Origin of the sequence: Pseudomonas sp. NPDC087639 (assembly GCF_044743385.1) — a bacterium.
Lineage (GTDB): Bacteria > Pseudomonadota > Gammaproteobacteria > Pseudomonadales > Pseudomonadaceae > Aquipseudomonas.
Map to the genome: position 1 here is coordinate 194,814 of NZ_JBIUWI010000001.1, position 26,808 is coordinate 221,621.

Sequence of the window (26,808 nt, forward strand, 5' to 3'; positions counted from 1 at the left end):
GGATGTCCGGCTGTATGAATAAGCTTTCCATGCTCGGGGCGGCATTGATGCTGCTCGCGAGTCACTCGGCAGTGGCGGCGATGGGGCCGTTCGAGATCTACGAACAGGCGTTGCGCAATGATCCGGTGTTCCTCGGTGCGATCAAGGAGCGTGACGCCGGCCTGGAGAACCGCGCCATTGGCCGCGCCGGGCTGCTGCCGCGAATCGGTTACACCTATAACAAGGGCCGCAATACCTCGAAGGCCACGTCCCTCGATGAACGAGCGCGCAATCGTACGGACGAGCGCAATTACAGCAGTTACGGCTCGGCCCTGACGCTACAACAACCGTTGCTCGATTACGAAGCCTATGCGGCATATCGCAAGGGCGTGGCGCAGTCGTTGTTCGCTGACGAGAACTTTCGCGGCAAGAGCCAGGAACTGTTGGTACGGGTGCTGGATAACTACACCAAAGCCTTGTTTGCCCAGGATCAGATCGATATCGCCCAAGCGAAGAAGAAGGCTTACGAACAGCAGTTCCAGCAGAACGAGCACATGTTCAAGCAGGGCGAAGGCACGCGCACCGACATTCTCGAAGCCGAGTCGCGTTATGAGCTGGCGACCGCTGAGGAGATCGAAGCGCGCAACGAACAGGATGCCGCGCTGCGTGAGCTGGGCGCGCTGGTTGGCGCACCTTTCGTGGACATCAGCGATCTGGCGCCGCTGGATCAGAATTTCCAGACCTTCGCGCTGATGCCGGCCAATTTCGACACTTGGCACGAAATGGCGATCAGCAATAACCCGAACCTGGCCTCCCAACGTCAGGCCGTGGAAGTGGCGCGGTACGAGGTAGAGCGCAACCGTGCCGGGCATCTGCCGAAAATCAACGCCTATGCCTCGATGCGGCAGAACGAATCGGAAAGCGGCAACACCTACAACCAGCGCTACGAAACCAACACCATCGGCCTGGAAGTCAGCGTGCCGTTGTATGCCGGCGGCGGGGTGTCGGCCTCGACGCGTCAGGCCAGCCGCACCATGGAACAGGCCGAGTACGAACTGGATGGCAAGACCCGCGAGACGCTGATTGAACTGCGTCGTCAGTTCAGCGCCTGCCTGTCCGGAGTGAATAAATTACGCGCTTACCAGAAAGCCCTCACCTCGGCGGAAGCGCTGGTGATTTCGACCAAGCAAAGCATTCTCGGCGGTGAACGAACCAATCTCGATGCGTTAAACGCCGAGCAGCAGTTGTTCACCACCCGCCGCGATCTGGCACAGGCGCGGTACGACTATTTGATGGCCTGGACCAAGTTGCATTACTACGCCGGCACCTTGAACGAACAGGATCTGGCGCGGGTGGATGAGGCCTTCGGACAAGGCCCGAAAACCCGATAACACCGCAAATCCCTGTAGGCGCTGCCGAAGACTGCGATCTTTTGACTTTATGTTTTGAAGATCAAGATCAACAGATCGCAGCCTGCGCCCCAGCGCTTACACAACAATAAGAAAGTGAGTGGTGAACATGGAAGTACGCATCAAGCCGATATCGGTCGGCACCCTGTTGCTCGCAGTTTCCGTTTCCCAGGCCCAGGCTCAGTACCTGGAATCCGGTAAACCCGGCGATCCCGCCAGTTGGCGCAGCGCCGAGTTCCTGCGCGACTGGGGCCTTCAGCGCATGCAGGCCGATCAGGCTTACGCGGCGGGCATCACCGGCAAAGGCGTGAAAATCGGCGCTCTCGATTCCGGCTTCGATGCCGCCCATCCCGAGTTCGCCACTGACCGTTATCACCCGGTACTGGCCAGCGGCAGTTACATTGACGGCTCACTGTTCAACGTCGACGGCACCCTCAACCCCAACAACGATTCCCACGGCACTCACGTGGTCGGCACCATGGGCGCGTCCCGTGACGGCACGGGCATGCACGGCGTGGCTTACAACGCGCAGATCTACGTCGGCAACACCAACAAGAACGACAGTTTCCTGTTCGGCCCCAACCCAGATCCGCGTTATTTCAAAGCGGTGTACGACGCACTGGCCGATGCCGGCGTGCGCGCGATCAACAACAGTTGGGGCAGCCAGCCGCCGGATGTCAGCTACCGCACACTGGCCGACCTGCACGCCGCTTACGCCCAGCACTTCAACAAAGGCACCTGGCTCGACGCGGCTGCCGATGTTTCCCGTCGCGGCGTGATCAACGTGTTCAGCGCCGGCAACAGTGGTTATCCGAACGCCAGCGTACGCTCGGCGCTGCCGTACTTTCAGCCGGATCTTGAAGGCCACTGGCTGGCGGTCTCCGGGTTGGATCAGAGCAATCAGCAGAAGTACAACCAGTGCGGTATCGCCAAGTACTGGTGCATCACCACCCCCGGGGCGAAGATCGACAGCACGATTCCTGGCGGCGGTTATGCGATCAAGTCCGGCACGTCGATGTCGGCGCCGCACGCCACTGGCGCACTGGCGTTGGTGATGGAACGTTACCCGTACATGAGCAATCAGCAGGCACTCGAAGTGCTGCTGACCACCGCCACGCAACTCGATGGCTCAGTGACCGATGCACCCAGCGAGCGGGTCGGCTGGGGCGTGGCCAACCTGAACCGGGCGATGCGCGGGCCGGGGCAATTGCTCGGGGCGTTTGACGCCAATCTCGCGGCCGGGCAAAGCGATGTCTGGAGCAATGACATCTCCGACAAGGCGCTGATCCAGCGTCAGAGCGAAGACCTCGCCGAACACAGCGCCTGGCAGCAGACCTTGCAAGACAAAGGTTGGCAGAACGGTGTTGCCGCCGGTGCCAGTCAGCAGGATCAGACGGATTATGCCGTCGGTATGGCCCGCGATGCTGCTGCGTCAACCCGGGTTTATCAGGGCAGCCTGATCAAGTCCGGAGCAGGGCGTTTGCTGCTTACCGGGGAAAACACCTATCGCGGCCCGACCACGATCAACGGCGGCCTGTTAAGCGTCAATGGCTCGCTGGTTTCGGCGGTTACCGTCAATAACGGCGGCACCCTGGGTGGCTCCGGACAGATCGGCTCGCTGACCGCCAACAGCGGCGGCCGTGTTGCGCCCGGCAACTCCATCGGTACCTTGAACGTCGCCGGTGACGTCACCTTCGCGCCGGGCTCTACCTACGCCGTTGAATTGTCGCCGACCAGCAGCGATCGCATCGTCGCCGGTGGCACAGCGACTATCAGCGGCGCCACGGTCAGCCTGTCGCTGGAAAACAGCCCGACCTTGCTCAGCACCGCCGAGGCGCAAAGCCTGCTCGGCCGTCAGTACGACATCTTGCAAGCAGGCGGTGGCATACAGGGGCAGTTCGGTGCGGTGCTGCCGGATTACCTGTTCATCGGCGGCAGTCTCGATTACGCGGCCAACGGTATTCAACTCGATATCGAACGCAACGCGACGTCCTTCGCCAGCGTCGGCCAAACCCCGAACCAGCGTTCGGTGGCCGCTGCCGTCGAAGGTTTGGGCGCGGGCAACTCAGTCTACGAAAGCCTGCTGCTGTCGGCGGACGCAGCTTCCGCACAACAAGCCTTCCAGCAACTGAGCGGCGAAATCTACCCAGCGATGGGCACGATGCTGATCAACGACAGCCGCCAGTTGCGCGATACCGTGGGCGAACGCCTGCACGATGCCTCGGCCAAACAAAACAACGGCTGGATCAAGGCACTCGGGGCGTGGGGCTCGACTGATTCAAACCATGACACGGCGGGTTACAGCACCTCATTGGGTGGGTTGTTGGCCGGTGTCGACGGCGCACTGGACGAACAGACCCGCATCGGTCTGGTCACCGGTTACAGCGACAGCTCGTTGAGCATGGGCTCGGGCACGCACTCGTCAGCCAAAGTCGACAGCTATCACCTCGGCGCTTACGCCGGACGCGAGATCGGCGCCTGGCGTCTGAGCACCGGCGCGGCCTACAGCTGGCATCGCGCCGATGTGAAGCGCGATCTGCAATACGGCAACGTCAGCGCCAAACAGAAAGCCAAGGTTGATGCGGCGACCACTCAAGTGTTCGGCGAGGCGGCTTATCGATTGCACCTGCAACCGTTGGCGCTGGAACCGTTCGCCAATCTCGCTTACGTGCATCTGGACACCGAAGGCTTCACTGAGAAGGGCGACGCAGCCGCGCTGAACAGCTCCGGCGATCAGCGTGATGCGGTGCTCAGCACCCTCGGTGTGCGGGCGATCAAGACCTTCAACCTGTCGGCGCAGCAGACACTGGATGTCAGCGGCCATCTCGGCTGGCAGCACAGCCTGAGCGATATCGATTCCGAGCAGCATCTGCGCTTTGCCAGCGGTGGCACGCCGTACTCGGTGGAGAGTTCGGCGCTGGTCCGCGATGCCGCGCTGGTCGGCGTGCAAGCCAGTCTGGCATTGAGCAAGGACGTGCGGGTGAACCTGGATTACAACGGACAACTGGCCAGTCGCGAGAAGAGCCACGGCGTTGGTTTGAGCTTGAACTGGCAGTTCTGAACCACCGTTGATCACATACCTGTGGCGAGGGAGCTTGCTCCCGCTGGGGCGCGAAGCGGCCCCTGCATTTTCCAGTGGAATCGCGGATGCAGGTTTTGCGGCTGCTGCGCAGCCGATCGGGGATAAATCCCCTCGCCACAGGAAGATATTCTCAGCATTTGAGATAGACGGATTTTTCGCAACATCACTAAGGAAGGTCGCTGGATGAACAACAACAATACCCCCGCGCAAACGGGTGGCCGCTTTGCCCTGAAAACGCTGACTTGCGCCGTGTTGTACGCACTCACCACCATGGGCTCCGCGCACGCTGCGTCCTATGTGGAAAGTGGTCGCACGGGCGATCCGTCGAGTTGGCGCAGCGCCGAATTCCAGGCTGACTGGGGTTTGGGCGCCATCGGTGCCGATCATGCCTACGCTGCTGGCTACACCGGCAAAGGCGTCAAACTGGGCATTTTCGACCAGCCGGTTTACGCCGCGCATCCGGAGTTTTCCGGCAGTAACAAAGTCATCACCCTGGTCACCAGCGGCATTCGCGAATACACCGACCCGTACATTCCGGTGAAAGCCGGGGATGCGTTCCGCTATGACGGTTCACCCTCGGTTGGCTCCGACGGCAAGCTCGGCGCCCACGGCACTCACGTCGGCGGTATTGCGGCGGGCAGCCGTGACGGCGGGCCGATGCACGGCGTGGCGTTCGGCGCGCAGATCATCAGCGCTGACAACGGCGATCCGGGCCCGGAAGATGGCATCGTTCGCGGTAACGATGGCGCGGTGTACAAGGCCGGTTGGGACGCGCTGATCGCCAGCGGCGCGCGGATCATCAACAACAGTTGGGGTATCGGCATCACCGACCGTTTCGACCTCGGTGGCCGCGACCCGGCGTACCCGCACTTCACCGTCAACGACGCGCAGGTGCAGTTCAACGAGATCCGCACGTTGCTCGGCACCAAACCCGGCGGCGCCTATGACGGCGCCATCGCCGCGGCGCGCAGCGGGATCGTGACGATTTTCGCCGCCGGCAACGACTACAACCTCAATAACCCGGACGCCATCGCCGGCCTCGGCTATTTCGTCCCGGATATCGCACCGAACTGGATCACCGTCGCCGCGCTACAACAGAATCCGGATCTGGCCAGCGCCAATCCGTACATCATGAGTACGTTCTCTTCGCGCTGCGGTTATACCGCGAGCTTCTGCGTCTCGGCGCCGGGTACGAAAATCTACAGCGCGATCATCGAAGGCACCAACGCCGACAACCTGACCACCGGCTACAAAAATTACAACGGCACCTCGATGGCTGCGCCACACGTGGCCGGCTCCATGGCGGTGCTGATGGAGCGCTTCCCGTACATGACCGGCGATCAGGTCGCCACGGTATTGCGTACCACCGCCACCGACCTCGGCGCACCGGGCATCGACGCCTTGTATGGCTGGGGCATGATCAACCTGCGCAAGGGCATTGATGGCCCGTCGATGTTCGTCACCGAGCAGGACATTCCTGAAGAGTTTCGTATTCAGGGGGCGTACGGTTCCGGCCAGTTCGTTGCGGATCTGCCGGGCATCGGCGCGATCATCGATCAGGGCAAACCCACCGAGCGTGTGTGCACCGACATCACTTGCGGCCTCGACACCTGGCGCAACGACATTTCCGGCCACGGCGGTTTGACCAAGCAAGGTATCGGCACTCTGGTGCTGACTGGCAACAACACCTACAGCGGCCCGACCCTGGTCAATCAGGGCCGACTGGCCATCAACGGTTCGCTGCAATCGGCGGTCACCGTCAATGACGGCGGCATCCTTGGCGGTAATGGCCGCATCGGCACGTTGTCGGTGAACAGCGGCGGCACTGTGGCGCCGGGCAATTCGATCGGCACCCTGAACGTGGCGGGTGACGTGACTTTCGCGCCGGGTTCGACCTACGCGGTAGAGCTGTCGCCGACCAGCAGCGACCAGATCGTCGCCACTGGCAAAGCAGTAATCGAAGGCGCCACCGTGACCATGTCGCTGGAAAACAGCCCGACCTTGCTGACCACCGGCGAAGTCAAAAGCTTGCTCGGTACGCAATACAACATCCTGCAAGCGGCCGGCGGCATTGAAGGACGCTTCGGTCAGGTGCTGCCGGATTATGCGTTCCTCGGCGGCACGCTCGATTATTCGGCGGGCGGCATTCAACTGGCCGTGGGGCGTAACGACGCGGCGTTCGCCAGCGTCGGCCTGACGCCTAACCAGCGTGCTGTCGGTGCCGCTGCCGAGCGCTTGGGCGCGGGCAATGCGCTGTTCGAAACCCTGCTGTTGTCGCCCAATGCCGCTTCGGCGCAGCAAGCCTTCCAGCAGTTGTCCGGCGAGATTCATCCGGCCATCGGCACGATGTTGATCAACGACAGCCGTTACCTGCGCGATGCCGTGGGCGAACGTCTGCGCGAGCGTGATCTGTTCGACGCCAATGCGCCGACTGACGATCGCAGCAACGCCTGGGTCAAGGTGCTCGGTGCCTGGGGCAAAAGCGATGGCGGGCATGACTATGCCGATTCCAACAGTTCCATCGGCGGCTTGCTGGCCGGTGTCGACGGCTTGATCGCTGAAGATACTCGCCTCGGTTTCGTTACCGGTTATAGCGACAGCTCGTTGAGCATGGGCAGTGGCACGCATTCGTCGGCATCCGTCGACAGCTACCACTTGGGTGCGTATCTGGGCCATGAAATCGATGCACTGCGTCTGACGGTTGGTGGCGCTTATAGCTGGCATCGCATCGACGTGAAGCGTGATCTGCAATTCGGCGACGTCAGCGGCAAGCAGAAGGTCAAACGCGATGCGACCACGGCGCAACTGTTCACCGAAGCGGCCTATGACTTGGGTCTGCAACCGATGAACCTGGAGCCGTTCGCCAATCTGGCTTACGTGCACCTGAACAGCGACAGCTTCACCGAGAAGGGTGATGCCGCCGCACTGAAGGGCGGTGAAGACAATCGCGATGCGGTGTTGTCGACCCTCGGTGTCCGCGCCAAGCGCACGTTTGCCCTGTCGGACAAGCATCAACTGGAACTGGGCGCGACGCTGGGCTGGCAGCACAACCTGAGCAGCGTCGACTCTGAAAACCATCTGGCATTCGCCAACGGCAACAGCGCGTTCAACGTGCAGAGCGTGTCGCTGGATCGTGATGCGGCGGTGGTCGGCGTGCGCGCCGGGCTGGCGCTCAATCGCGATGTGCGGGTGAACCTTGATTACAACGGGTTGATCGGTAGCAACGAGAAAGACCACGGTGTGGGTCTGACCCTCGACTGGCAGTTCTAAAGGAGGGCTGGCCGTTCCAGAGGGAACTGCCAGCACTTGTTTGAAGGAAGAGAGAGCACAACATGGGACTTTTTGATTACAAAAATGCCGATGGCAAAGCGTTGTACAGTGATGCCATCGCCCTGACGCTGTATGCCTACACGCCGACCGGGCAAGCCTTGCCGGGGACTGCCTGGAAGCCGGTCAGCGCGACAGCCCTGGGATACCAAGGCAAGGTCGGTGCGCAGGGCACGTTCTTCGGCGAGAAGGACGGTTTCACCAGCGCCGAAGCCGAAGTGCTCGGCAAGTACGACGCTGCCGGCAAGTTGATCGGTATTGGCATTGCCTTTCGTGGCACCGGCGGGCTGGGTTACAGCGACACCTTCGGCGACATGAAAAACAACCTGTTGGCCGCCGTCGGGCCGTCGGATTACGCCACGCAATACGCAAAAAACGCCTTCGACAATTTGCTCAAGGCTGTTGCGGCTTTCGCCATCGTCAATGGCATCGCCGCCAAAGACGTGCTGATCAGCGGCCACAGCCTCGGCGGGCTCGGGGTTAACAGCGTTGCGGAGTTGAGCGCGAGCAACTGGGGTGGTTTCTTCAAAGACGCCAACTATGTGTCTTTTGCCTCGCCGACCCAGAGCAGCACCGGCAACAACGTGCTGAACATCGGTTACGAGAACGATCCGGTGTTCCGCGTGCTCGATGGCACCACGTTCAGCACTGCGTCGATGGGCAAGCACGACAAGCCGCATGATTCGACCACCGACAACATCGTCAACTTCAACGACAACTACGCGTCTACCGCGCAAAACCTGGTGCCGTTCAGCATCGTCAATCCGCTGAACTGGTCGGCCCACAGTTCGCTGGGATATGCCGACGGCTTGAACCGAGTGATCGACTCCAGGTTCTACGGCCTGACCCACAAGGACTCGACCATCATCGTCTCCAACCTTGAGGACGCGTCACGGGGTAAAACCTGGGTCGAAGACTTGGGTCGCAGCGGTGAGGCACACACCGGCAGCACGTTCATCATCGGTACGCAAAGCAACGACTGGCTCAAGGGTGGGGCGGGTAACGACTTCCTTGAAGGTCTGGGCGGTGATGATCGTTTCCGTGATGACGGCGGCTTCAACATCCTCCTAGGCGGCCAGGGCCACAACACCTTCGAGTTGCAGAAACCGTTGCAGAACTTCAGCTTCGCCAACGACGGTGACGGCACGCTGTACGTGCGAGATGCCTATGGCGGCATCAGCATGACCCGCGACATCGGTGCGCTGGTGAGCAAGGAGTCGGGGTCGTGGTGGGGCAGCAAGGAGATCACTTGGGGCGTCACGGCCAAGGGTTTGACCAATGGCAGCGAGCTGACCCAGTACAACCATTCGCTTAGCGGCGATGGCTACGGCAATGCGCTGCACGCCACCAATGACGGCGACTGGTTGTTCGGGCTGGGCGGCGACGACAAGCTGATCAGCGACAAGGGCCATGTGACCTTCGTCGGCGGCGCCGGCAATGATGTGATGACGGCGGTGGGAGGCAACAACACCTTCCTGTTCAGCGGTGCGTTCGGCTTTGATGCCATCAACGGCTATCAGGGCAGCGACAAACTGGTGTTCATGGGCGTCGAAGGCGCGGGGCAGGGCTACGACTACAAGCAGCATGCTTCGCAGTCGGGCGGCGATACCGTGCTGAAGATTGGCGAGTTTGCCGTGACCCTTGTGGGGGTTGGAGTGGCTAACCTGTCGGACGCAAGTTTCGTGTTCGCCTGAACAGTAATCCTGTAGGAGCTGTCGAGTGAAACGAGGCTGCGATCTTTTGATCTTGCTTTAAAGAGCAAAGTCAAAAAATCGCAGCCTTCGGCAGCTCCTACAGTGTCCGCGTTAAGAAGTGTTGTATCGAAATGCTCCGGGGCGTCCCGCGAGGGGCGCCCTGGCTGTGAGCTATCTCTGACAATTCCAACAAAAGAGAGGCAATGGCAATGGGTGTGTATGACTACAAAAACTTCGGTACAGCCGATTCCAAGGCGTTGTTCAGCGACGCCATGGCCATCACGCTGTATTCCTACCACAACCTCGATAACGGCTTTGCCGCCGGTTATCAGCACAACGGCTTCGGCCTGGGCCTGCCGGCCACGCTGGTCACCGCACTGATTGGTGGCACCGATTCACAAGGCGTTATCCCCGGCATTCCGTGGAATCCCGATTCGGAAAAACTCGCCCTTGAGGCCGTGAAAAAGGCCGGCTGGACGCCGATCACCGCCTCGCAATTGGGTTACGACGGCAAGACCGACGCGCGCGGAACCTTCTTCGGCGAGAAGGCCGGATACACCAGCGCTCAGGTGGAAATCCTCGGCAAATACGACGCCCAGGGCCATCTCACCGAACTGGGCATTGCCTTTCGTGGCACCAGCGGCCCGCGAGAAATCCTCATCGGCGATTCGATTGGCGACGTGATCAACGACCTGCTTGCGGCATTCGGCCCCAAGGACTACGCCAAGAATTACGTTGGTGAAGCGTTCGGCAATCTGCTCAATGACGTGATGGCGTTCGCCAAGGCCAACGGCCTCACCGGTAAAGATGTGCTGGTCAGCGGCCACAGCCTCGGCGGGCTGGCGGTCAACAGCATGGCGGACTTGAGCGGCGGCAAGTGGGGCGGGTTCTTTGCCGACTCCAACTACATCGCTTACGCCTCGCCAACCCAGAGCAGCACCGACAAGGTGCTCAACGTCGGCTACGAAAACGACCCGGTATTCCGCGCTCTCGACGGCTCGACCTTCACTGGCGCCTCGGTTGGCGTTCACGATGCACCGAAGGAATCGGCCACCGACAACATCGTCAGCTTCAACGATCACTACGCTTCGAACGCGTGGAATGTGCTGCCGTTTTCGATCTTGAATATTCCGACGTGGATCTCGCACTTGCCGACGGCTTATGGCGACGGCATGAACCGGATCGTCGAGTCAAAGTTCTATGACCTGACCAGCAAGGACTCGACGATCATCGTCGCCAACCTGTCAGACCCGGCGCGGGCCAACACCTGGGTGCAGGATCTGAACCGCAACGCCGAGACCCACAAGGGCAGCACTTTCGTCATCGGCAGCGACGGCAATGACCTGATCCAGGGCGGCAGCGGCAACGACTATCTGGAAGGCCGCGCCGGCAACGACACCTTCCGTGATGGCGGCGGCTACAACATGATCCTTGGCGGGCAGGGCAGCAATACGCTGGACTTGCAGAAGTCGGTGAACACCTTCGACTTTGCCAATGACGGCGCGGGCAATCTGTACATTCGCGATGCCGGCGGCGGGTTCAGCATCACCCGCGACATCGGCGCCATTGTCACCAAGGAACCGGGTTTTCTCTGGGGGTTGTTCAAGGATGATGTGACCCACAGCGTCACGGCCAGCGGCTTGAAGGTTGGCAACAATGTCACGGCCTATGAGTCGAGCGTGAAGGGCAGCAACGGCGCTGACACACTCAAGGCTAATGCCAGCGGCGACTGGTTGTTTGGACTCGATGGCAACGATCACTTGATTGGTGGCGCGGGCAACGATGTGTTTGTCGGTGGCGCCGGCAATGACCTGATGGAGTCGGGGGGCGGGGCGGACACGTTCCTGTTCAACGGCGCGTTCGGCCAGGATCGGGTGGTCGGCTTTACCGCCAACGACAAACTGGTGTTCCTTGGCGTGCAGGGTGTGTTGCCGAACGACGACTTCCGCGCCCACGCCACGGCGGTCGGGCAGGATACGGTGCTGAAGTTTGGCGGCGACTCTGTGACATTGGTTGGGGTTGCGCTGAATAGCCTGAGTGGCGATGGCATCGTGATCGCCTGACACATCGATAACCTGTGGCGAGGGGATTCATCCCCGATGGGTTGCGTAGCAACCCCAATTGCGCCGACCGTGGCAGGCCTGAAACACCGCCTGCCCGGATTTTACGACTGCTGCGCAGACGATCGGGGATAAATCCCCTCGCCACAAAGTGTATTTGACGTGACTTGTCAGCCACTCTCCGACTCAAACCCTGTGCAAACAGAAAATGCGGCCTAAAGCCAGCACGTGCACACACGTTCTATAGCTAGCCGCCATTGAGCACAGGAGATTCAATCGTGAAAGGTTTCAAGGGGTATGTTGGTGTAGCGGGACTGGCGCTGTTAGCGGCCAATGCCTGGGCCGATCTGCCTCAAAGCTCGATTCTGAGCCGTTATGGCGTCACCACCGATCAGTTGCCGAGCCCGGCGAAAACCGAGGTGGTTGAACCGGTTGAAGAGAAAAGCCGCTTTCAGATCCAGCCCGAACAACCGTTCGTGACGATTCGTCTGGGTGACGGCAAGCAGCCACAAACCACCGGCAACCTGAGCATCGATCGCATGGCGCAGCAGGATCTGGAACGTTGCCAGCGTTTGCAGGGTGAACTGGCCAAGCGTGGCGGAACGTACTTGAACTGCGACAACAGCATCCCGGGCATGACTGTCGATCAATGATGTTTTTGTAGGAGCTGCCGAAGGCTGCGATCTTTTGATCTTGAACTTGCAAATCAAAAGATCGCAGCCTTCGGCAGCTCCTACAGGGGTATTGCTTCGTCAGTCTTCCTTGCGCACCGTGGCCACTTCATCGGCCCGCACTTTCACCTTGGCGCCGGAAATATCCTCGAACTCATAGAAGCCGTCGTCGGTTTTGGTCTTCGGCATGTCCTTGGTCAAATACTGGGTGCCGTTCTGCAAGGTGACCACGGTCTGGGTCGAGCAACCGCCCAATGCCAGCAGGGCAGCTACCGCCAGCGGGATGCCCAGAGTCTTGATTTTGATACCCACGTCTAATTCCTCATTCGCTGTGATACCGAGCATTGTCGGTGTTCTAACGCGGTTGGTGCCATAGCGCCGGAAAAAGTTCGATAGGCCGGTGAAAAAATGCCATTGATCTTTTTCCGTTTGCGCCGGGGCGGGCAGAGCTGTTATCTGTACGCATAACCAGTACTCGCTCGCCATGGCCCTGAATCCCCGTGACTGCCAATCCCCTCGATGATCCGTTCTATTACCTCAACAACTTCCGGCAAGTGCTTGATTGGCTTGAGCTTCGCTACGCCGATTTGATGAGCGAACACGAGCTGGCATTTATTCACGATTTCAAAGCGTTGCCCAAAGCCTCGCAGGGCTTGCTGGTGCGAATGGTGATGCGCAAGGGTGTGCATTTTCGCGCGAGCAAGCTCAACTATGTGGAAATCGGCGATATCGCCCACGCGGCGCAGCCATTGCTGGATCAGGGCTGGATCGATGAACACGCCCCACTGGCGATTGCCGAACTCTTCGACGTATTGCTCAAGGCCGAAATTCTGCAAGCCTTCGGCGACGTTATCGAACAACCCAAGGGGCGCAAGGACGACTGGCTGCCGATGCTTGCCGAGCAATTCGCCGAACCGCGCAGTTTGCGCGAATGGGCACCGGCGCTTGCAGATCGATTGTTCAGCCTGGCCATCATGGACCTTTGCGATCGCTTGCGCCTGATGTTCTTCGGCAACCTGTATCAGGATTGGTCCGAGTTCGTGCTGGCTGACCTCGGCATCTTCACCTACGAGAAAGTCGAGTTCAGCGGCGATTCCCGAGGCTTGCGCAGCCGTGAGGACGTCGACGCCTGCCTGTTTCTGCACAACTGCCAATTACGTTTCGAAGCTGGCGAACCGCTGGCAACCATTGTCGAACAAGTCAGTGCCTTGCACTTCGACAACCCTTGGCTGCAGCGTCGGCGCAACAAGGTACTTTTCCAGATCGGTCAGTACTGTGAGCGCATCACCGAGTTCGCCCTGGCCCTGGACATTTACCGCAATTGCGCCTATCCCGGCGCCCGATTGCGGATGATCCGCGTCCTTGAGCGTTGCAGTGAATTCGCTTTGGCGCTGGAAATCGCCACGCTCGCCGAGCAGGCACCGCAAAGCGCCACCGAGCAGCAAGGCTTGCAGCGCATGGTGCCGCGACTGCGCCGCAAGCTCGGTGGCCCGCCACTCAAACGGCTGGCGCCTCGACCGGTAGAACGTCTCGATCTGCACTTGCCGCGCACTGATCCGGCGCTGTCGGTGGAGTTTTACGTGCAGGCGCATCTGCATGACGACGACGGCCCGGTGCATTACGTGGAAAACAGCCTGATCAACTCATTGTTCGGTCTGTTGTGCTGGCCGGCAATTTTTGCGCCGCTGCCGGGGGCGTTTTTTCACCCGTTCCAGCGTGGCCCTGTGGATCTGCTCAATGAAGATTTCCAGCAGCGTCGTGCCGATCTGTTCGACGCTTGCCTCGCCGAACTCGATGACGGCCGTTATGCCGAGACCATCCGCGCGCGGTTTGTCGCCAAGTGGGGCGTGCAGTCGCCGTTCGTGTTCTGGGGCGCCTTGAATGAAGCGCTGCTTGAGCAAGCGCTGGCCTGCCTGCCCGCCGAACACCTCAAACACTGGTTCAACCGTTTGCTGCTCGACATCAAGGCCAACCGCGCCGGGATGCCCGACCTGATCCAGTTCTGGCCACAGCACAAAACCTACCGGATGATCGAAGTCAAAGGCCCGGGCGACCGTTTGCAGGACAATCAACTGCGCTGGCTGGAGTTCTGTCACGAGCACCAGATGCCGGTGGCCGTGTGTTACGTGCAATGGGCGGAGCAGAGCGCTTGAGCTACAGCATTGCGGTGCGGGCGCTGTGCGAGTTCACTGCCAAGACCGGCGACCTCGACCTGCGTTTCACCCCATCACCCACGGCGCTGGAGGGCATTGCCGGCCATCGCACCGTGGCCTCACGGCGTAATGACCAGTACCAGAGCGAAGTGGCGCTCGAAGGTGAGTTTCGCCAGTTGAAGGTCAAGGGCAGGGCGGACGGCTACGATCCGGCGCAGAACTGCCTGGAAGAAGTCAAAACCTATCGCGGCGACCTGAGCAAGCAACCGCCCAATCACCGCCAGTTGCACTGGGCGCAAGCGAAGGTCTACGGCTGGCTGATGTGTCGCAAACTCGATCTTGCGCAGATCAACGTGGCGCTGGTGTATTTCGACATCGTCAGCGAGAAGGAAACCTGCCTGGTCGAAGCCTTCAGCGCCGAGGCCTTGCAGGTCTTTTTCGAGCAGCAATGCAGCTTGTTCCTTTATTGGGCCGAGCAGGAAATGGCCCACCGCGACGCCCGCAATCTGGCCGCGCAGCATCTGGCCTTTCCTCACCCGGACTTTCGTCCCGGCCAACGGCATCTGGCTGAATCGGTGTTCAAAGCGGTGAGTACCGGCCGTTGTCTGATGGCGCAGGCGCCAACCGGCATCGGCAAAACCCTCGGCACGCTGTTCCCGATGCTCAAGGCGCTGGCGCCGCAGCAACTGGACAAGGTGTTCTTTCTGACCGCCAAGACGCCCGGGCGCAAACTGGCGCTGGATGCCAGTCAGGTGTTGTTCGATCAATCCGAGACCTTGCCGCTGCGAGTATTGGAAATGGTCGCCCGGGACAAGGCCTGTGAACACCCGGACAAGGCCTGCCACGGTGAATCCTGCCCCTTGGCCCAAGGCTTCTATGATCGTCTGCCCGCCGCCCGGGAAGCGGCCAGTCGCATCAAGCTGCTCGATCAGGCCGCGATGCGCGAAGTCGCCGCGCAGCATACGGTGTGTCCGTATTACCTGAGCCAGGAAATGGCTCGTTGGGCTGATGTGGTGATCGCCGATTACAACTATTACTTTGATTTCAGCGCGCTGCTGTACGGTCTGGCGCAGCTCAATCAGTGGAAGGTCGCGGTGTTGGCGGACGAGGCGCACAACCTGGTCGAGCGCGGCCGGCAGATGTACAGCGCCAGTCTTGATCAGGCGACGCTGGGCGGTGTGCGCAAAACCGCCCCCGAAGCGCTGAAAAAGTCCCTGCAACGGGTCAACCGCGAATGGAATGCGCTGCATGCGCCGCAACTGGCGGCGTATCAGGCCTACGACAAGGCGCCGGAAAAACTGCTTCAGGCGATTTCCCTGTGTTGCTCAGCCATCGGCGATTACCTCAATGATCATCCGCAAGGGCTGGACAGTGGCTTGCAGAACTTCTACTTCGACCTGCTGCAATTTGGCCGGGTGGCGGAGCTGTACGACGAGCATTACCTGTTCGACATCAGTAAACGCGACCTCGACCGCAAACGTCCGCTGTCTCAGCTGTGCCTGCGCAACGTGGTGCCCGCGGCATTTATTGGCCCGCGCCTGAAATCTGCGCGTAGCAGCGTACTGTTTTCCGCCACGCTCAGCCCGCGCAATTATTACGCCGACTTGCTCGGCACGCCGGCCGACACCGTGTGGATCGACGTCGAGTCGCCGTTCAGCGCCGAGCAATTACAGGTGCAGATCGTCAGCCGCATCTCCACGCGATTCAATCATCGGAAGGCGTCTCTGGCTCCCATCGTTGAACTGATCGCCCGTCAGTTCAGTGAACGGCCGGGCAATTATCTGGCGTTCTTCAGCAGTTTCGATTACCTGCAACAGGTGGCGACCTTGTTGGCCGAGCGGCATCCGCACATCACCCTGTGGCAGCAATCGCGCGGCATGGTCGAGGGCGCGCGGCAGGCCTTTCTCGATCAATTCACCGCCGATAGCCAGGGCGTCGGCTTTGCCGTATTGGGCGGCGCCTTCGGTGAGGGCATCGATTTACCCGGCGCGCGGTTGATCGGCGCCTTCATCGCCACGCTGGGGCTGGCGCAGCTCAACCCGGTCAATGAACAGTTGAAACGGCGGATGGCGGCGATCTTCGGTGCCGGTTACGACTACACCTACCTGTTCCCCGGCGTGCAGAAAGTGGTGCAGGCCGCAGGGCGCGTTATCCGCACCCGCGAGGATCGCGGCGTGGTGATGCTGATCGACGATCGCTTCGCCGCGAGCCGGATCAAACAACTGTTGCCGCGTTGGTGGGCCATCCAGCATGAACCGGTCGCTTCCCAAATGTCCGGATTGCCGCATACTCCTGCCCATGACTTTGTGCGGTGAATGTAATGAGCGAAAAGAACAAGTCCGTGGCGATCGAAGAGATGCGCTTTCGGCTGTTGATCGACGCGGTGGTCGACTACGCGATCTACATGATCGACCCGGACGGCATCATCACCAGTTGGAACTCCGGCGCCAAGCGCTTCAAGGGTTACGAGGAGGCGGAAATCCTCGGCGAGCATTTTTCGCGGTTCTATACCGCTGATGATCGCGCGGCCGGCCTGCCGCAACGGGCGCTCGACACGGCGATCCGCGAAGGACGCTTCGAAGGCGAGGGCTGGCGGGTGCGCAAGGACGGCACGAACTTCTGGTCACACGTGGTCATTGATCCGATCATTGACCCGAGCGGCAAACTCCTGGGTTTCGCCAAGATCACTCGCGACCTGACCGACCGCAAGATGGCGGAAGAAACCCTCAAGCAGAGCGAGCAACAGTTCCGCCTGCTGGTGCAGGGCGTCACCGACTATGCGATCTACATGCTCAGCCCTGAAGGGCGAGTCAGTAACTGGAATCAGGGCGCGCAGCGGATCAAGGGTTACCTGCCGGAGGAAATCATCGGTCAGCATTTTTCGATTTTCTATACCCCCGAAGATCGTGAGCGCGGCGAGCCGCTGCGGGCGCTGGAGATCGCTACACGAGAGGGGCGCTTCGAGAACAAGAGCTGGCGCGTGCGCAAGGACGGCACGCGGTTTCTGGCGCATGTGGTGGTCGATGCGATTCGCGGAGAAACCGGTACGTTGCTCGGGTTTGCCAAGATTACCCGTGACGTCACCGAGGCCCATGAGGCGCAAGTCGCCCTGGAAAAGACTCGCGAGGCGCTGGCCCAGGCGCAGAAGATGCAAGCCATCGGCCAGCTCAGCGGCGGTATTGCCCACGACTTCAATAATCTGCTGACGGTCATTCTCGGCAACCTTGAGATCGTTCAGAAGCGCGTCGGCGACGACGCGAAGATCAGACGCTTGCTGGAAAACGCCACGCAAGGCGCTTTGCGCGGTGTGTCGCTGACCCAGCGCATGCTGGCGTTCGCCCGCCGTCAGGAACTCAAGACCGAATCGGTCGACATTCCACTGTTGGTGCAAGGCATCACCGGGCTGTTGCGCAGCTCCCTGGGGCCGGGTATTCGCATCGAGACGCAGTTTCCCGCAAACCTTGAACCGGTACTGGCGGACACCAATCAATTGGAGCTCGCCTTGCTCAACCTGGCGACCAACGCCCGCGATGCCATGCCTGAGGGTGGCAGTGTCATCATCAAGGCGCAGCCGGAAGTCGTGTTTGAACTCGGTCATTCTGACTTGGCGGCGGGTCGATATGTCTGCCTGAGCCTGACCGACACTGGTGAAGGGATGGATGAGCACACGCTGGCCATGGCCAAGGATCCGTTTTTCACCACCAAGGGCGTGGGCAAGGGCACCGGATTGGGGTTGTCGATGGTCTATGGTTTTATCGAGCAACTCGGTGGCCGCTTTATCCTCAAGAGCGAGAAAACGCAGGGCACCACGGCTGAACTGTGGATACCCGTGGCCGTTGAGGGCGAAACGGCCAAGCCGGTGTATCCGTCGACCGAACTTATCGCGGTGCCACGCCTGAGCGTATTGGTGGTGGACGACGATTCACTGGTGTTGACCAGCACCAGTCTGCTGCTCGAAGACCTCGGCCATCGCGTGGTCAGCGCCACGTCCGGCACCCAGGCCCTGGCGTTGTTCGATCAAGGCGAGGTCATTGACCTGATGATCACAGACATGGCCATGCCGCACATGAGCGGGGCGCAACTGGCGCATGCGGTGCGTCTGCTCAAACCGGATCTGCCGATCATCCTCGCCACGGGTTACGCCGAACGTCTGGAGGGTTTTTCGGCGCAATTACCGCGTCTGTCCAAGCCGTTCACGCAATTGAATCTGGTGGAGATCATTGCCCAGTCGATGAAATGAATCCGGCTGAACTTGTCCGTGGCAGAGCGCTTCTAAACGTTTTCCTGCTTCGGAGCGTGCGTCCCGTGCCTCGCATATTGACTCAGCCCACCGCTGAAGAAACACTGACCGAACATGACGCCAAGATGTTCGGCTCACCCAAGGAACGACTGGATTTCTATCGCCGTGAGATTCAGTACGAAACCAGCATCCTCGCCAATCGCACCGATGCCTATCTGGCGGCGCAGTCGTTTCTGGTGATTGCCTTTGCATCGTGCATGTCCAACCTCAACCCGGAGTGGGGCAAGTTGTTTACGCTGGTGGTGCCACCGTTCCTGGCGCTGCTCGGTCTGCTCAGCTCGCTCAACGCCTGGCCGGGGATTCGCGCAGCGTATGACATCATCGATCACTGGCACTTCAAACAGAGTCATTTGCTGCTCAGCGAGCCGTTAATGGGGCTGGCCTATGACGAGTCGCCGCTGTTCAGCGAGACGGAATCGAGCCACAAGGGGTATCGCAAGTCGCTGCTGTTCTCGGTGCGTACGCCGTGGATCTTTGCGACGTTCTGGGTGGTGTTGGGGAGTTATGCGGTGTTTATTCAGGTGACCAATCCGGGGGGATGAGTGCCGGATAGAAAAAGCCCGGTTTTCAACAGCCGGGCTTTTTCTTCACTTCAGTCACTCGGTAGTCTCAAGCTGCCGCCGCAACCCCTGCGAGTTCTGCACCGACATCGGAATCGGTGGGAAATCCTCGTTCAACACGCACAGATGCTCAATTGCATCGGCAAACTTCACATCGGCTTTTCGGCGTAACGCCCGGTACTGCTCAAACTGTTCGACATCCAAATGCCCGGTTTCGAGTAACTCATGAGCCGCCCTATTCAGCGCCTGCGCTTCTTCGAACAATTGACGATTGCGCTCCAGAGCCAACGCTCTGCAAGCCTTGATTTGCGCAGGAGTCGAGCATTCTTTCATGACCGTGACCTTATGTTTTCAAGGATTCCTTTTCATAGGCTTGTCGCCGCAGGGGAACCGAACCTGCCGGACCCCGTCGGACGGGGCCGGCGGGGGGTTATGGTTGTGACCATCGACCCTTACGCAGAGATCCATTTTTTTGCAGAAGATTTTCTAGGGCTTTTGATGCTTGCGTTGTTCATATCGAGCAAGGATCGGTTGGGTGCTGATCCCGTGGAGCAGAATGCTGAGCGCCACGACAGACAGCGTGATGTCGGTACACAGCGCCGCAACCGAGTCACTCAGGCCATGATTCAAGGCATAAAACAAATAGAAAAGACTGCCGATTCCGCGGATACCGAACCAGCCGATCAACAACCGCTGTCGCCCCTCCAGCAACGAGCCCCATGGCATCAGCGCTACGCACACCGGGCGAATCACGCAGAACAACACGCCGCCGACCAGCAAGGCCCGCCAGTCCCAATGTGTCACCAGCACCACGCCGAGCAGCGTTACCAGAAACACCTCCATAGCCCGTTCGACCAGACTGCCGAACGACAACATGTCGCCCATCATGATGCCGGCAGCGACCTGGCTGTTCTGTAGTTGCTCAGTGTCGCCATGTACCGCGTGTTGCGGCTCAACGTTCTGGTGGCCGACCACCGGCTGCACCAGATGTTCTGCGGGCGGCTGGCTGGCGCCCGTCGACTTCACTTCCTCCTGACGCAAGCCAAGCCCTGCGGCGAATACCGACAGGAACCCGTAGCCACCGATGGATTCAGCCACCACGTAGGCCAGAGCGATCAACGCCAAGGCCAGATAATCATTGGGGCTCAGGGTGCTGTCGTCGTTGTGCAAGCGCATGGACAGCGTCAGGCGTCCGATGCCGCGACCCATCCAGTACCCGGTCAGCAGCCCGGCCGGCACCGCCCACAAGAGGCTGTGCAAAATCCAGTTCGGCCACTCGTCGGGATGCCCGGAGCCGTCCAGCAGCAACATGCCAAGCAATACAAAGGGGAAGGCAATGCCGTCATTGAGTCCTGCCTCGCCGGACAGGCCGAAGCGCACACTGTCGACATCCCGCGCATCGTTGACCTGCACCAGAGCCGCGAGTACCGGATCGGTCGGCGCCAGAATTGCGCCAATCAACAACGACGGCCCCCACGGCAATTGCAACCCCCAGTGCAACAACGCGCATACGCCGGCGATGGTCAGCACCATCACCGGCCCGGCCAGGCCGAATGCGATTCGCCAGCGCTTGTCGCGCAGGGGCAAACGTAGTTTCAGCCCGCAGACAAACAGCGAAAAGAGCACCGCGACTTCTGTCAGGTGCTCCATCCACTGCGAGGCGTTATCGACCGACAGTTTCAGCAGATCAAGGCCACTGGGGCCAATGCCGATCCCCAGCAGAAGGCACACGGCCGAGGTAGTGACCGGCATCCAGCGCAGGTACGACGAGGTGAGGGCCAGAGTCAGCAGCACTGCGCCGAGCACGGCGACCCATACAATGAATGTCACGATGCATTGTCGCGACGGATACCTGTCGAAGCGAGGGCGAGGAGGTTGAGACGTTTGGTGATAGGCGCGGACATGATAGCCTCCTGATCGTGACTCTTAAAGTATTGAGAGGCGTCATGCCGGCGGGTTCAGTTTTTCTCGCGTGCCGTCACAGCATCGGTTTACCGCCGGTCACGCCATAGCGCTGGCCGGTGATGTAACTGGCTTCGTCCGAGGCCAGCAGCACATAGATCGGTGCCACTTCCACCGGTTGGCCGGGCCGACCGAGCGGGGTGTTGCCGCCGAAGTTCTGTACCTCTTCATCGGGCATGGTCGAGACGATCAGCGGCGTCCAGATCGGCCCTGGCGCGACACAGTTCACGCGGATCTCCTTCGGCCCGAGCATTTGCGCCAGGCCGCCGGTGAAGTTGGCAATCGCGCACTTGGTGGTCGCGTAGGCGAGCAGGCTCGGTTTGGGCATGTCCGAGTTGACCGAACTGGTGTTGATGATCGACGCGCCGGGGCGCATGTGTTTGATCGCTGCCTGACACAGCCGGAAAATGGCGGTGATGTTGACATCGAAGGTCATCACCCATTCGTCATCGGGAATGTCTTCGAAGTTTTCGTGGGTCATCTGGAACGCGGCGTTGTTGACCAGCACATCGATGCGACCAAAGCGTTCAACGGTTTGATCGACCAGCGCCTGGCACTGGGCCTTCTGCGCGATATCGCCTGGCAGCAACAGGCATTGGCGCCCGGCCTGTTCGACCCAGCGTGCGGTTTCTTTGGCGTCTTCGTGTTCGTTGAGATAAGCGACCGCAACGTCAGCGCCTTCACGGGCAAAAGCGATCGCCACGGCACGGCCGATGCCGCTGTCACCGCCGGTGATCAAGGCGATCTTGCCGGCCAGCCGCCCGGAACCGACGTAGCTCTGCTCGCCACAGTCTGGATAGGGCTCCATCTTGCGTTGCGAACCGGGAACGGTTTGCGCCTGCGCGGGGAAGGGTGGTTTTGGGTAATCGGTCATCGTCAGTCTCCGAGTCACATGGCAGGTATGGGCGGTTGACCCGGGGTGTTTGCCGTGAGTTCGATCGGATTTGCGATGGTTTTTTGTGAACGCTGACTCAATGTAGGAGCTGCCGAAGGCTGCGATCTTTTGATTTTGTTTTTAACAGACAAGATCAAAAGATCGCAGCCTTCGGCAGCTCCTACATGGGGGGGCGGGTTAGCGGTTGGCCAGAGCCCGCTCCATCCGCGCAATGCCTTCTTCGAGCAGCGCACGCGGGCAGCCGAAATTCAGGCGCACGAACTGCTGGTTTTGATCGCCAAAATCCAGACCGGCACTGAGGCCTACCTTGCCCTGTTCAAGGAAAAACTGCTGCGGGTTGGGCAGATCCAGGGCCGAGCAATCGAGCCAGGCCAGATAGGTGCCCTGCGGTACATTGATGGTCACGCCCGGCAAACGGCTGCGCACCGCGTCAACCAGATAATCGCGGTTGGCCTGCAGATAGGTTTTCAGCTCGGCCAGCCAAGGCCCGGCTTCGCTATAAGCGACGCGGGTGGCTTCCATGCCCAGCGGGTTGACGCTGTCGACCATGCCGCAACGGGCGTGATTGACGCGTTCGCGCAGGGCGGCGTCCTGAATGATCATGAACGAGGTTTTCAGACCGGCGATGTTGTAAGCCTTACTCGCCGACATCAGGGTGATGGTGCGCTGGGCGATTTCCGGGCTCAGGGACGCGGTCGGAATATGTACGCGACCGTCGAAGCACAGCTCGGCGTGGATTTCGTCGGAGATGATCCAGGCGTCCTGCGCCACACAGATGTCGGCCACGGCTTGCAGCTCTTCGCGGCCGAACACTTTGCCGATCGGGTTGTGCGGGTTGCTCAGCAGCAACGCGCCGCCGCCGGTCAGCGATTCACGCAGCACGTCCAGCGGCGTGGCGTAAGTGCCGTCGGCCTGGGCGACGAATTCCAGCTCAACCTTGTTCATGCCCCAATGGCCCGGCGCGTGGCGCAGCGGCGGGTAATTCGGTACCTGCACCACGACGTTCTGCTGTGGCTGCACCAGTGCTTTCAAAGCCATGTTGAAGCCCGACTCGACGCCCGGCAGGAAGATCAGCTCTTGCGGTTTGACCTTCCAGGCGAATTTGTTCCAAAGGTCGGCGACGATGGCCTCGCGCAGGTTGTCCTGGGCGACGCTGTAACCCACCAGTGGATGCAGCAAGCGTTGTTGCAAAGCTTCGATCACCACCGGTGGCGCGGCGAAATCCATGTCAGCGACCCACATGGGCAGCACGTCGGCCGGATAGCGGCTCCACTTGGTGCTGCCGGTGTCGTGGCGGTCGAATACCTGATCAAAATCGAAAGTCATGCGCGGTCTCGTGAAGGCGGGATTGGTCCTGCCGGCCATTCTAAGCCCATGGCCAGGTGGGAGCACACAAAACCTGTGGGAGCGAGCCTGCTCGCGAAGGAGGTGTGTCAGTCAATATTTGTTTTAACTGACAGGGCCTCTTCGCGAGCAGGCTCGCTCCCACGGTTTCTCAGCGCTTGACCGATTGTCGCCGACGGTCGGTTTTCACACAGATCGTATGGTCTTTGTCTACAGTGAAAAAGTCGGCAGGCTTTCTGCCGCACCCGTGATTGTCCAGAAAAAGCCCGGCTCAAGTACCGGGTTCCACCTGATCAGGAGTGCACGATGGATCTCAGCCGTCGTCAATTCTTCAAGGTCGCCGGTATCGGCCTTGCAGGCTCTAGCCTGGGCGCGTTGGGCATGGCCCCGACGCAGGCCTTCGCCGAGCAGGTGCGTCACTTCAAGCTTGCCCACACCCATGAAACCCGCAACACCTGCCCGTATTGCTCGGTCGGTTGCGGCTTGATCATGTACAGCCAGGGCGATACCTCGAAGAACGTCGCGCAAAATATCATCCACATCGAGGGCGACGCCGACCATCCGGTCAATCGCGGCACCCTGTGTCCAAAAGGCGCGGGCCTGCTGGACTTCATTCACAGCCCGGGCCGCTTGCTGTATCCGCAAACGCGCAAACCCGGCAGCAGCGAATGGACGCGGATCAGTTGGGATGAAGCGCTGGATCGCGTCGCCGACCTGATGAAGGCTGACCGCGACGCCAACTTCATCGAGAAAAATGCCAACGGGCAAACGGTGAACCGCTGGGTCTCCAGCGGGTTCCTCGCGGCCTCGGCGGCGTCCAACGAAGCGGGCTACATCACTCAGAAGGTGATTCGCAGCCTCGGCATGCTGGGGTTCGATAACCAGGCGCGTGTCTGACACGGCCCGACGGTGGCAAGTCTTGCCCCGACGTACGGCCGTGGTGCCATGACCAACACCTGGACCGATATCGCCAACGCGAATCTGATCCTGGTAATGGGTGGCAACGCAGCAGAAGCGCATCCGTGCGGCTTCAAATGGGTGACCGAGGCCAAAGCGCACAACGCCGCGCGGCTGATCGTGGTCGATCCGCGTTTTACCCGGACTGCTTCGGTGGCCGACTATTACGCGCCGATCCGTACCGGCACCGACATCGCCTTTATGGGCGGCTTGATCAATTACCTGCTGACCGAGGACAAGATCCAGCACGAATACGTGCGCAATTACACCGACGTCTCGTTCATCGTCAAAGCCGGCTACGGCTTCGAAGACGGGATTTTCAGTGGCTACGACGCAGCCAAACGCAGCTACACCGACAAGTCCGGCTGGGGCTACGAGTTGGGCGAGGACGGCTTTGTCAGAGTCGATCCGACTTTGCAGGACCCGCGCTGTGTCTATCAACTGATGAAGCAGCATTACAGCCGCTACAACATCGAACTGGCGAGCCAGATCTGCGGCATGCCGGTCGACGCCATGCAGAAAATCTGGGACGAAATCGCCACCTGCTCGACACCGGGCAAGACCATGACGATTCTCTACGCCCTCGGTTGGACGCAGCATTCCATCGGCGCGCAGATCATCCGCAGTGCGGCGATGGTGCAACTGCTGTTGGGCAACGTCGGCATGCCGGGCGGGGGCGTCAATGCCTTGCGCGGTCACTCCAATATCCAGGGGCTGACCGACCTTGGCCTGCTGTCCAATGCGCTGCCGGGTTATCTGACGTTGGGCACCGACACCGAGCAGGACTACAACGCCTTCATCAATAAACGCACGCAAGTACCGCTGCGTCCGGGGCAATTGTCTTACTGGCAGAACTACAGCAAGTTCCACGTCAGCCTGATGAAATCCTGGTACGGCGCCAACGCCACCGTCGAGAACAATTGGAATTACGACTACCTGCCGAAACTGGACATCCCCAACTACGACATCCTGAAAATGTTCGACCTGATGAGCCAGGGCAAGGTCAACGGTTACGTGTGTCAGGGGTTTAACCCGATTGCCGCGTTGCCGGACAAGAACCGGGTGATGGGCGCGCTGGCCAAACTCAAGTGGCTGGTGGTGATGGACCCGCTGGCCACCGAAACTTCGGAGTTCTGGCAAAACGTCGGGCCGTACAACGACGTTAAAAGCGAGGAGATCCAGACCGAAGTCATCCGCCTGCCGACCACCTGTTTTGCCGAGGAGGACGGCTCGCTGGTCAACAGCAGTCGCTGGTTGCAATGGCACTGGAAAGGCGCCGATGGCCCGGGCGAAGCGCAGACTGACATTCGCATCATGAGTGAACTGTTCCTGCGCCTGCGCAAGCGTTATCAGGCCGAGGGCGGCAAGTTCCCCGATCCGCTGTTGAAACTGTCGTGGCCGTACAAGATCCCGGACGAACCTTCGCCGGAAGAACTGGCCAAGGAACTCAACGGCAGCGCCACCACTGACATCACCGATGCCACCGGCGCGACAATCAAGGGCGGCACGCAACTGGCCGGGTTTGGTCAGCTCAAGGATGACGGCAGCACCGCGTCCGGTTGCTGGATCTTCGCCGGCAGTTGGACCGAGGCCGGTAACCAGATGGCGCGGCGCGACAACTCCGATCCGTATGGCATGCACCAGCATCTGGGCTGGGCGTGGGCGTGGCCGGCCAACCGGCGGATTCTCTACAACCGCGCTTCGGCGGACGTCTCAGGCAAACCGTGGGATCCGAAAAAGCGTCTCGTGTGGTGGAACGGCAAGGCCTGGGGCGGCACGGACGTGCCGGACTACAAGGCCGACGTGCCGCCTGAAGCCGGGATGAACCCGTTCATCATGAACCCCGAAGGCGTGGCGCGGTTCTTCGCCGTCGACAAAATGAACGAGGGGCCATTCCCCGAGCACTACGAGCCGTTCGAAACGCCGATCGGCATCAACCCGCTGCACCCGCAGAACAAGAAAGCCACCAGCAACCCGGCGGCGCGGATCTTCGATTCGGTCTGGGAAAGCCTCGGCGAAGCCAAGGACTTCCCGTACGCCGGTACCAGTTACCGGCTGACCGAGCATTTCCACTTCTGGAGCAAGCACTGCAAGTTGAACGCGATTGCTCAGCCTGAGCAGTTTGTCGAGATCGGCGAAGTGCTGGCGAAAGAGAAGGGCATTGCCGCCGGCGACAAGGTGCGGGTCAGCTGCAAACGCGGGTTCATTGAGGCGGTGGCGGTGGTGACGAAAAGGATCCGGCCGTTGCAGGTCAACGGCCAGGTCGTGCATCAGATCGGCATCCCGCTGCACTGGGGGTTCACCGGCCTGACGCGCCACGGTTACCTGACCAACACCCTGGTGCCGTTCCTCGGCGATGGCAATACACAGACCCCGGAATCCAAGTCATTCCTGGTCAACGTGGAGAAGCTCTGA

The 26,808-nt window shown here is 60.4% G+C and carries 16 protein-coding genes; 11 read left to right on the top strand and 5 right to left on the bottom strand.

Annotated elements, in window-relative coordinates; genetic code table 11:
• The first annotated feature begins 2 nt into the window (after nucleotides 1-2).
• The 6 genes from ACIOVB_RS00850 (at nucleotide 3) to ACIOVB_RS00875 (ending at nucleotide 12,204) form a co-directional block, all read left to right on the top strand.
• The gene (locus tag ACIOVB_RS00850; RefSeq protein ID WP_401264028.1) at nucleotides 3-1,370 is read left to right on the top strand and encodes a TolC family outer membrane protein; all 1,368 of its coding nucleotides are present in this window, start codon (nucleotides 3-5) and stop codon (nucleotides 1,368-1,370) included.
• Between the two features lie 127 nt (nucleotides 1,371-1,497).
• A complete protein-coding gene (locus tag ACIOVB_RS00855; protein ID WP_401264029.1) occupies nucleotides 1,498-4,449 on the top strand; it encodes an autotransporter domain-containing protein in 2,952 nt (983 codons plus the stop codon).
• 204 nt (nucleotides 4,450-4,653) lie between these two features.
• Nucleotides 4,654-7,740, top strand: coding sequence for an autotransporter domain-containing protein (locus ACIOVB_RS00860; RefSeq protein ID WP_401264030.1), 3,087 nt, complete (start codon nucleotides 4,654-4,656; stop codon nucleotides 7,738-7,740).
• Nucleotides 7,741-7,802: 62 nt separating this feature from the next.
• Nucleotides 7,803-9,491 carry a polyurethanase gene (locus ACIOVB_RS00865; RefSeq protein WP_401264032.1) on the top strand — a complete coding sequence of 563 codons (1,689 nt, stop codon included), beginning with the start codon at nucleotides 7,803-7,805 and terminating at the stop codon, nucleotides 9,489-9,491.
• Between the two features lie 209 nt (nucleotides 9,492-9,700).
• A complete protein-coding gene (locus tag ACIOVB_RS00870) occupies nucleotides 9,701-11,554 on the top strand; it encodes a polyurethanase (protein ID WP_401264385.1) in 1,854 nt (617 codons plus the stop codon).
• 275 nt (nucleotides 11,555-11,829) lie between these two features.
• The gene (locus ACIOVB_RS00875; RefSeq protein WP_401264033.1) at nucleotides 11,830-12,204 is read left to right on the top strand and encodes a hypothetical protein; all 375 of its coding nucleotides are present in this window, start codon (nucleotides 11,830-11,832) and stop codon (nucleotides 12,202-12,204) included.
• A gap of 99 nt (nucleotides 12,205-12,303) precedes the next feature.
• Here the strand turns inward: ACIOVB_RS00875 and ACIOVB_RS00880 are convergent, their stop codons facing one another.
• Nucleotides 12,304-12,528: a YgdI/YgdR family lipoprotein gene (locus ACIOVB_RS00880; RefSeq protein WP_187681354.1), complete on the bottom strand. Its 225-nt coding sequence runs from the start codon at nucleotides 12,526-12,528 to the stop codon at nucleotides 12,304-12,306.
• 194 nt (nucleotides 12,529-12,722) lie between these two features.
• Between ACIOVB_RS00880 and ACIOVB_RS00885 the strand changes: the two genes are divergently transcribed.
• The 4 genes from ACIOVB_RS00885 to ACIOVB_RS00900 all read left to right on the top strand — a co-directional run bounded on the left by ACIOVB_RS00885 (nucleotide 12,723) and on the right by ACIOVB_RS00900 (nucleotide 19,217).
• Nucleotides 12,723-14,375 carry a VRR-NUC domain-containing protein gene (locus ACIOVB_RS00885; RefSeq protein WP_401264035.1) on the top strand — a complete coding sequence of 551 codons (1,653 nt, stop codon included), beginning with the start codon at nucleotides 12,723-12,725 and terminating at the stop codon, nucleotides 14,373-14,375.
• A complete protein-coding gene (locus ACIOVB_RS00890; RefSeq protein ID WP_401264037.1) occupies nucleotides 14,372-16,690 on the top strand; it encodes an ATP-dependent DNA helicase in 2,319 nt (772 codons plus the stop codon). Before ACIOVB_RS00885 ends, ACIOVB_RS00890 begins: the two co-directional genes overlap by 4 nt.
• A gap of 5 nt (nucleotides 16,691-16,695) precedes the next feature.
• Entirely contained in the window at nucleotides 16,696-18,615 is a 1,920-nt protein-coding gene (locus ACIOVB_RS00895; RefSeq protein WP_401264039.1) for a PAS domain S-box protein, read from the top strand.
• Nucleotides 18,616-18,680: 65 nt separating this feature from the next.
• The gene (locus tag ACIOVB_RS00900) at nucleotides 18,681-19,217 is read left to right on the top strand and encodes a hypothetical protein (protein WP_187681350.1); all 537 of its coding nucleotides are present in this window, start codon (nucleotides 18,681-18,683) and stop codon (nucleotides 19,215-19,217) included.
• Nucleotides 19,218-19,271: 54 nt separating this feature from the next.
• On the opposite strand, the gene ACIOVB_RS00905 is transcribed toward ACIOVB_RS00900, so the two are convergent.
• From ACIOVB_RS00905 to ACIOVB_RS00920, 4 genes are all read right to left on the bottom strand, one after another.
• Complete coding sequence (locus ACIOVB_RS00905; RefSeq protein ID WP_401264041.1) at nucleotides 19,272-19,568, bottom strand: hypothetical protein; 297 nt, start codon at nucleotides 19,566-19,568, stop codon at nucleotides 19,272-19,274.
• A gap of 153 nt (nucleotides 19,569-19,721) precedes the next feature.
• Nucleotides 19,722-21,065, bottom strand: coding sequence for a cation:proton antiporter (locus tag ACIOVB_RS00910; RefSeq protein ID WP_401264042.1), 1,344 nt, complete (start codon nucleotides 21,063-21,065; stop codon nucleotides 19,722-19,724).
• A gap of 148 nt (nucleotides 21,066-21,213) precedes the next feature.
• Nucleotides 21,214-22,071, bottom strand: coding sequence for a glucose 1-dehydrogenase (locus ACIOVB_RS00915; RefSeq protein ID WP_401264044.1), 858 nt, complete (start codon nucleotides 22,069-22,071; stop codon nucleotides 21,214-21,216).
• 198 nt (nucleotides 22,072-22,269) lie between these two features.
• Nucleotides 22,270-23,418, bottom strand: a complete 1,149-nt coding sequence (locus ACIOVB_RS00920) for a MalY/PatB family protein (protein ID WP_401264045.1) — start codon at nucleotides 23,416-23,418, stop codon at nucleotides 22,270-22,272.
• A gap of 324 nt (nucleotides 23,419-23,742) precedes the next feature.
• Here ACIOVB_RS00920 and fdnG point away from each other — a divergent pair, with 324 nt between their 5' ends.
• Nucleotides 23,743-26,808 (top strand): formate dehydrogenase-N subunit alpha, encoded by a 3,066-nt coding sequence (fdnG, locus tag ACIOVB_RS00925; protein ID WP_401264046.1) that lies wholly within the window; start codon nucleotides 23,743-23,745, stop codon nucleotides 26,806-26,808.

Bases quoted from the DNA above. Each gene is read 5' to 3' on its own strand.
- ACIOVB_RS00850 (WP_401264028.1), top strand. From the start codon at position 3: ATGTCCGGCTGTATGAATAAGCTTTCCATGCTCGGGGCGGCATTGATG.
- ACIOVB_RS00855 (WP_401264029.1), top strand. From the start codon at position 1,498: ATGGAAGTACGCATCAAGCCGATATCGGTCGGCACCCTGTTGCTCGCA.
- ACIOVB_RS00860 (WP_401264030.1), top strand. From the start codon at position 4,654: ATGAACAACAACAATACCCCCGCGCAAACGGGTGGCCGCTTTGCCCTG.
- ACIOVB_RS00865 (WP_401264032.1), top strand. From the start codon at position 7,803: ATGGGACTTTTTGATTACAAAAATGCCGATGGCAAAGCGTTGTACAGT.
- ACIOVB_RS00870 (WP_401264385.1), top strand. From the start codon at position 9,701: ATGGGTGTGTATGACTACAAAAACTTCGGTACAGCCGATTCCAAGGCG.
- ACIOVB_RS00895 (WP_401264039.1), top strand. From the start codon at position 16,696: ATGAGCGAAAAGAACAAGTCCGTGGCGATCGAAGAGATGCGCTTTCGG.
- ACIOVB_RS00905 (WP_401264041.1), bottom strand. From the start codon at position 19,568: ATGAAAGAATGCTCGACTCCTGCGCAAATCAAGGCTTGCAGAGCGTTG.
- ACIOVB_RS00915 (WP_401264044.1), bottom strand. From the start codon at position 22,071: ATGACCGATTACCCAAAACCACCCTTCCCCGCGCAGGCGCAAACCGTT.
- ACIOVB_RS00920 (WP_401264045.1), bottom strand. From the start codon at position 23,418: ATGACTTTCGATTTTGATCAGGTATTCGACCGCCACGACACCGGCAGC.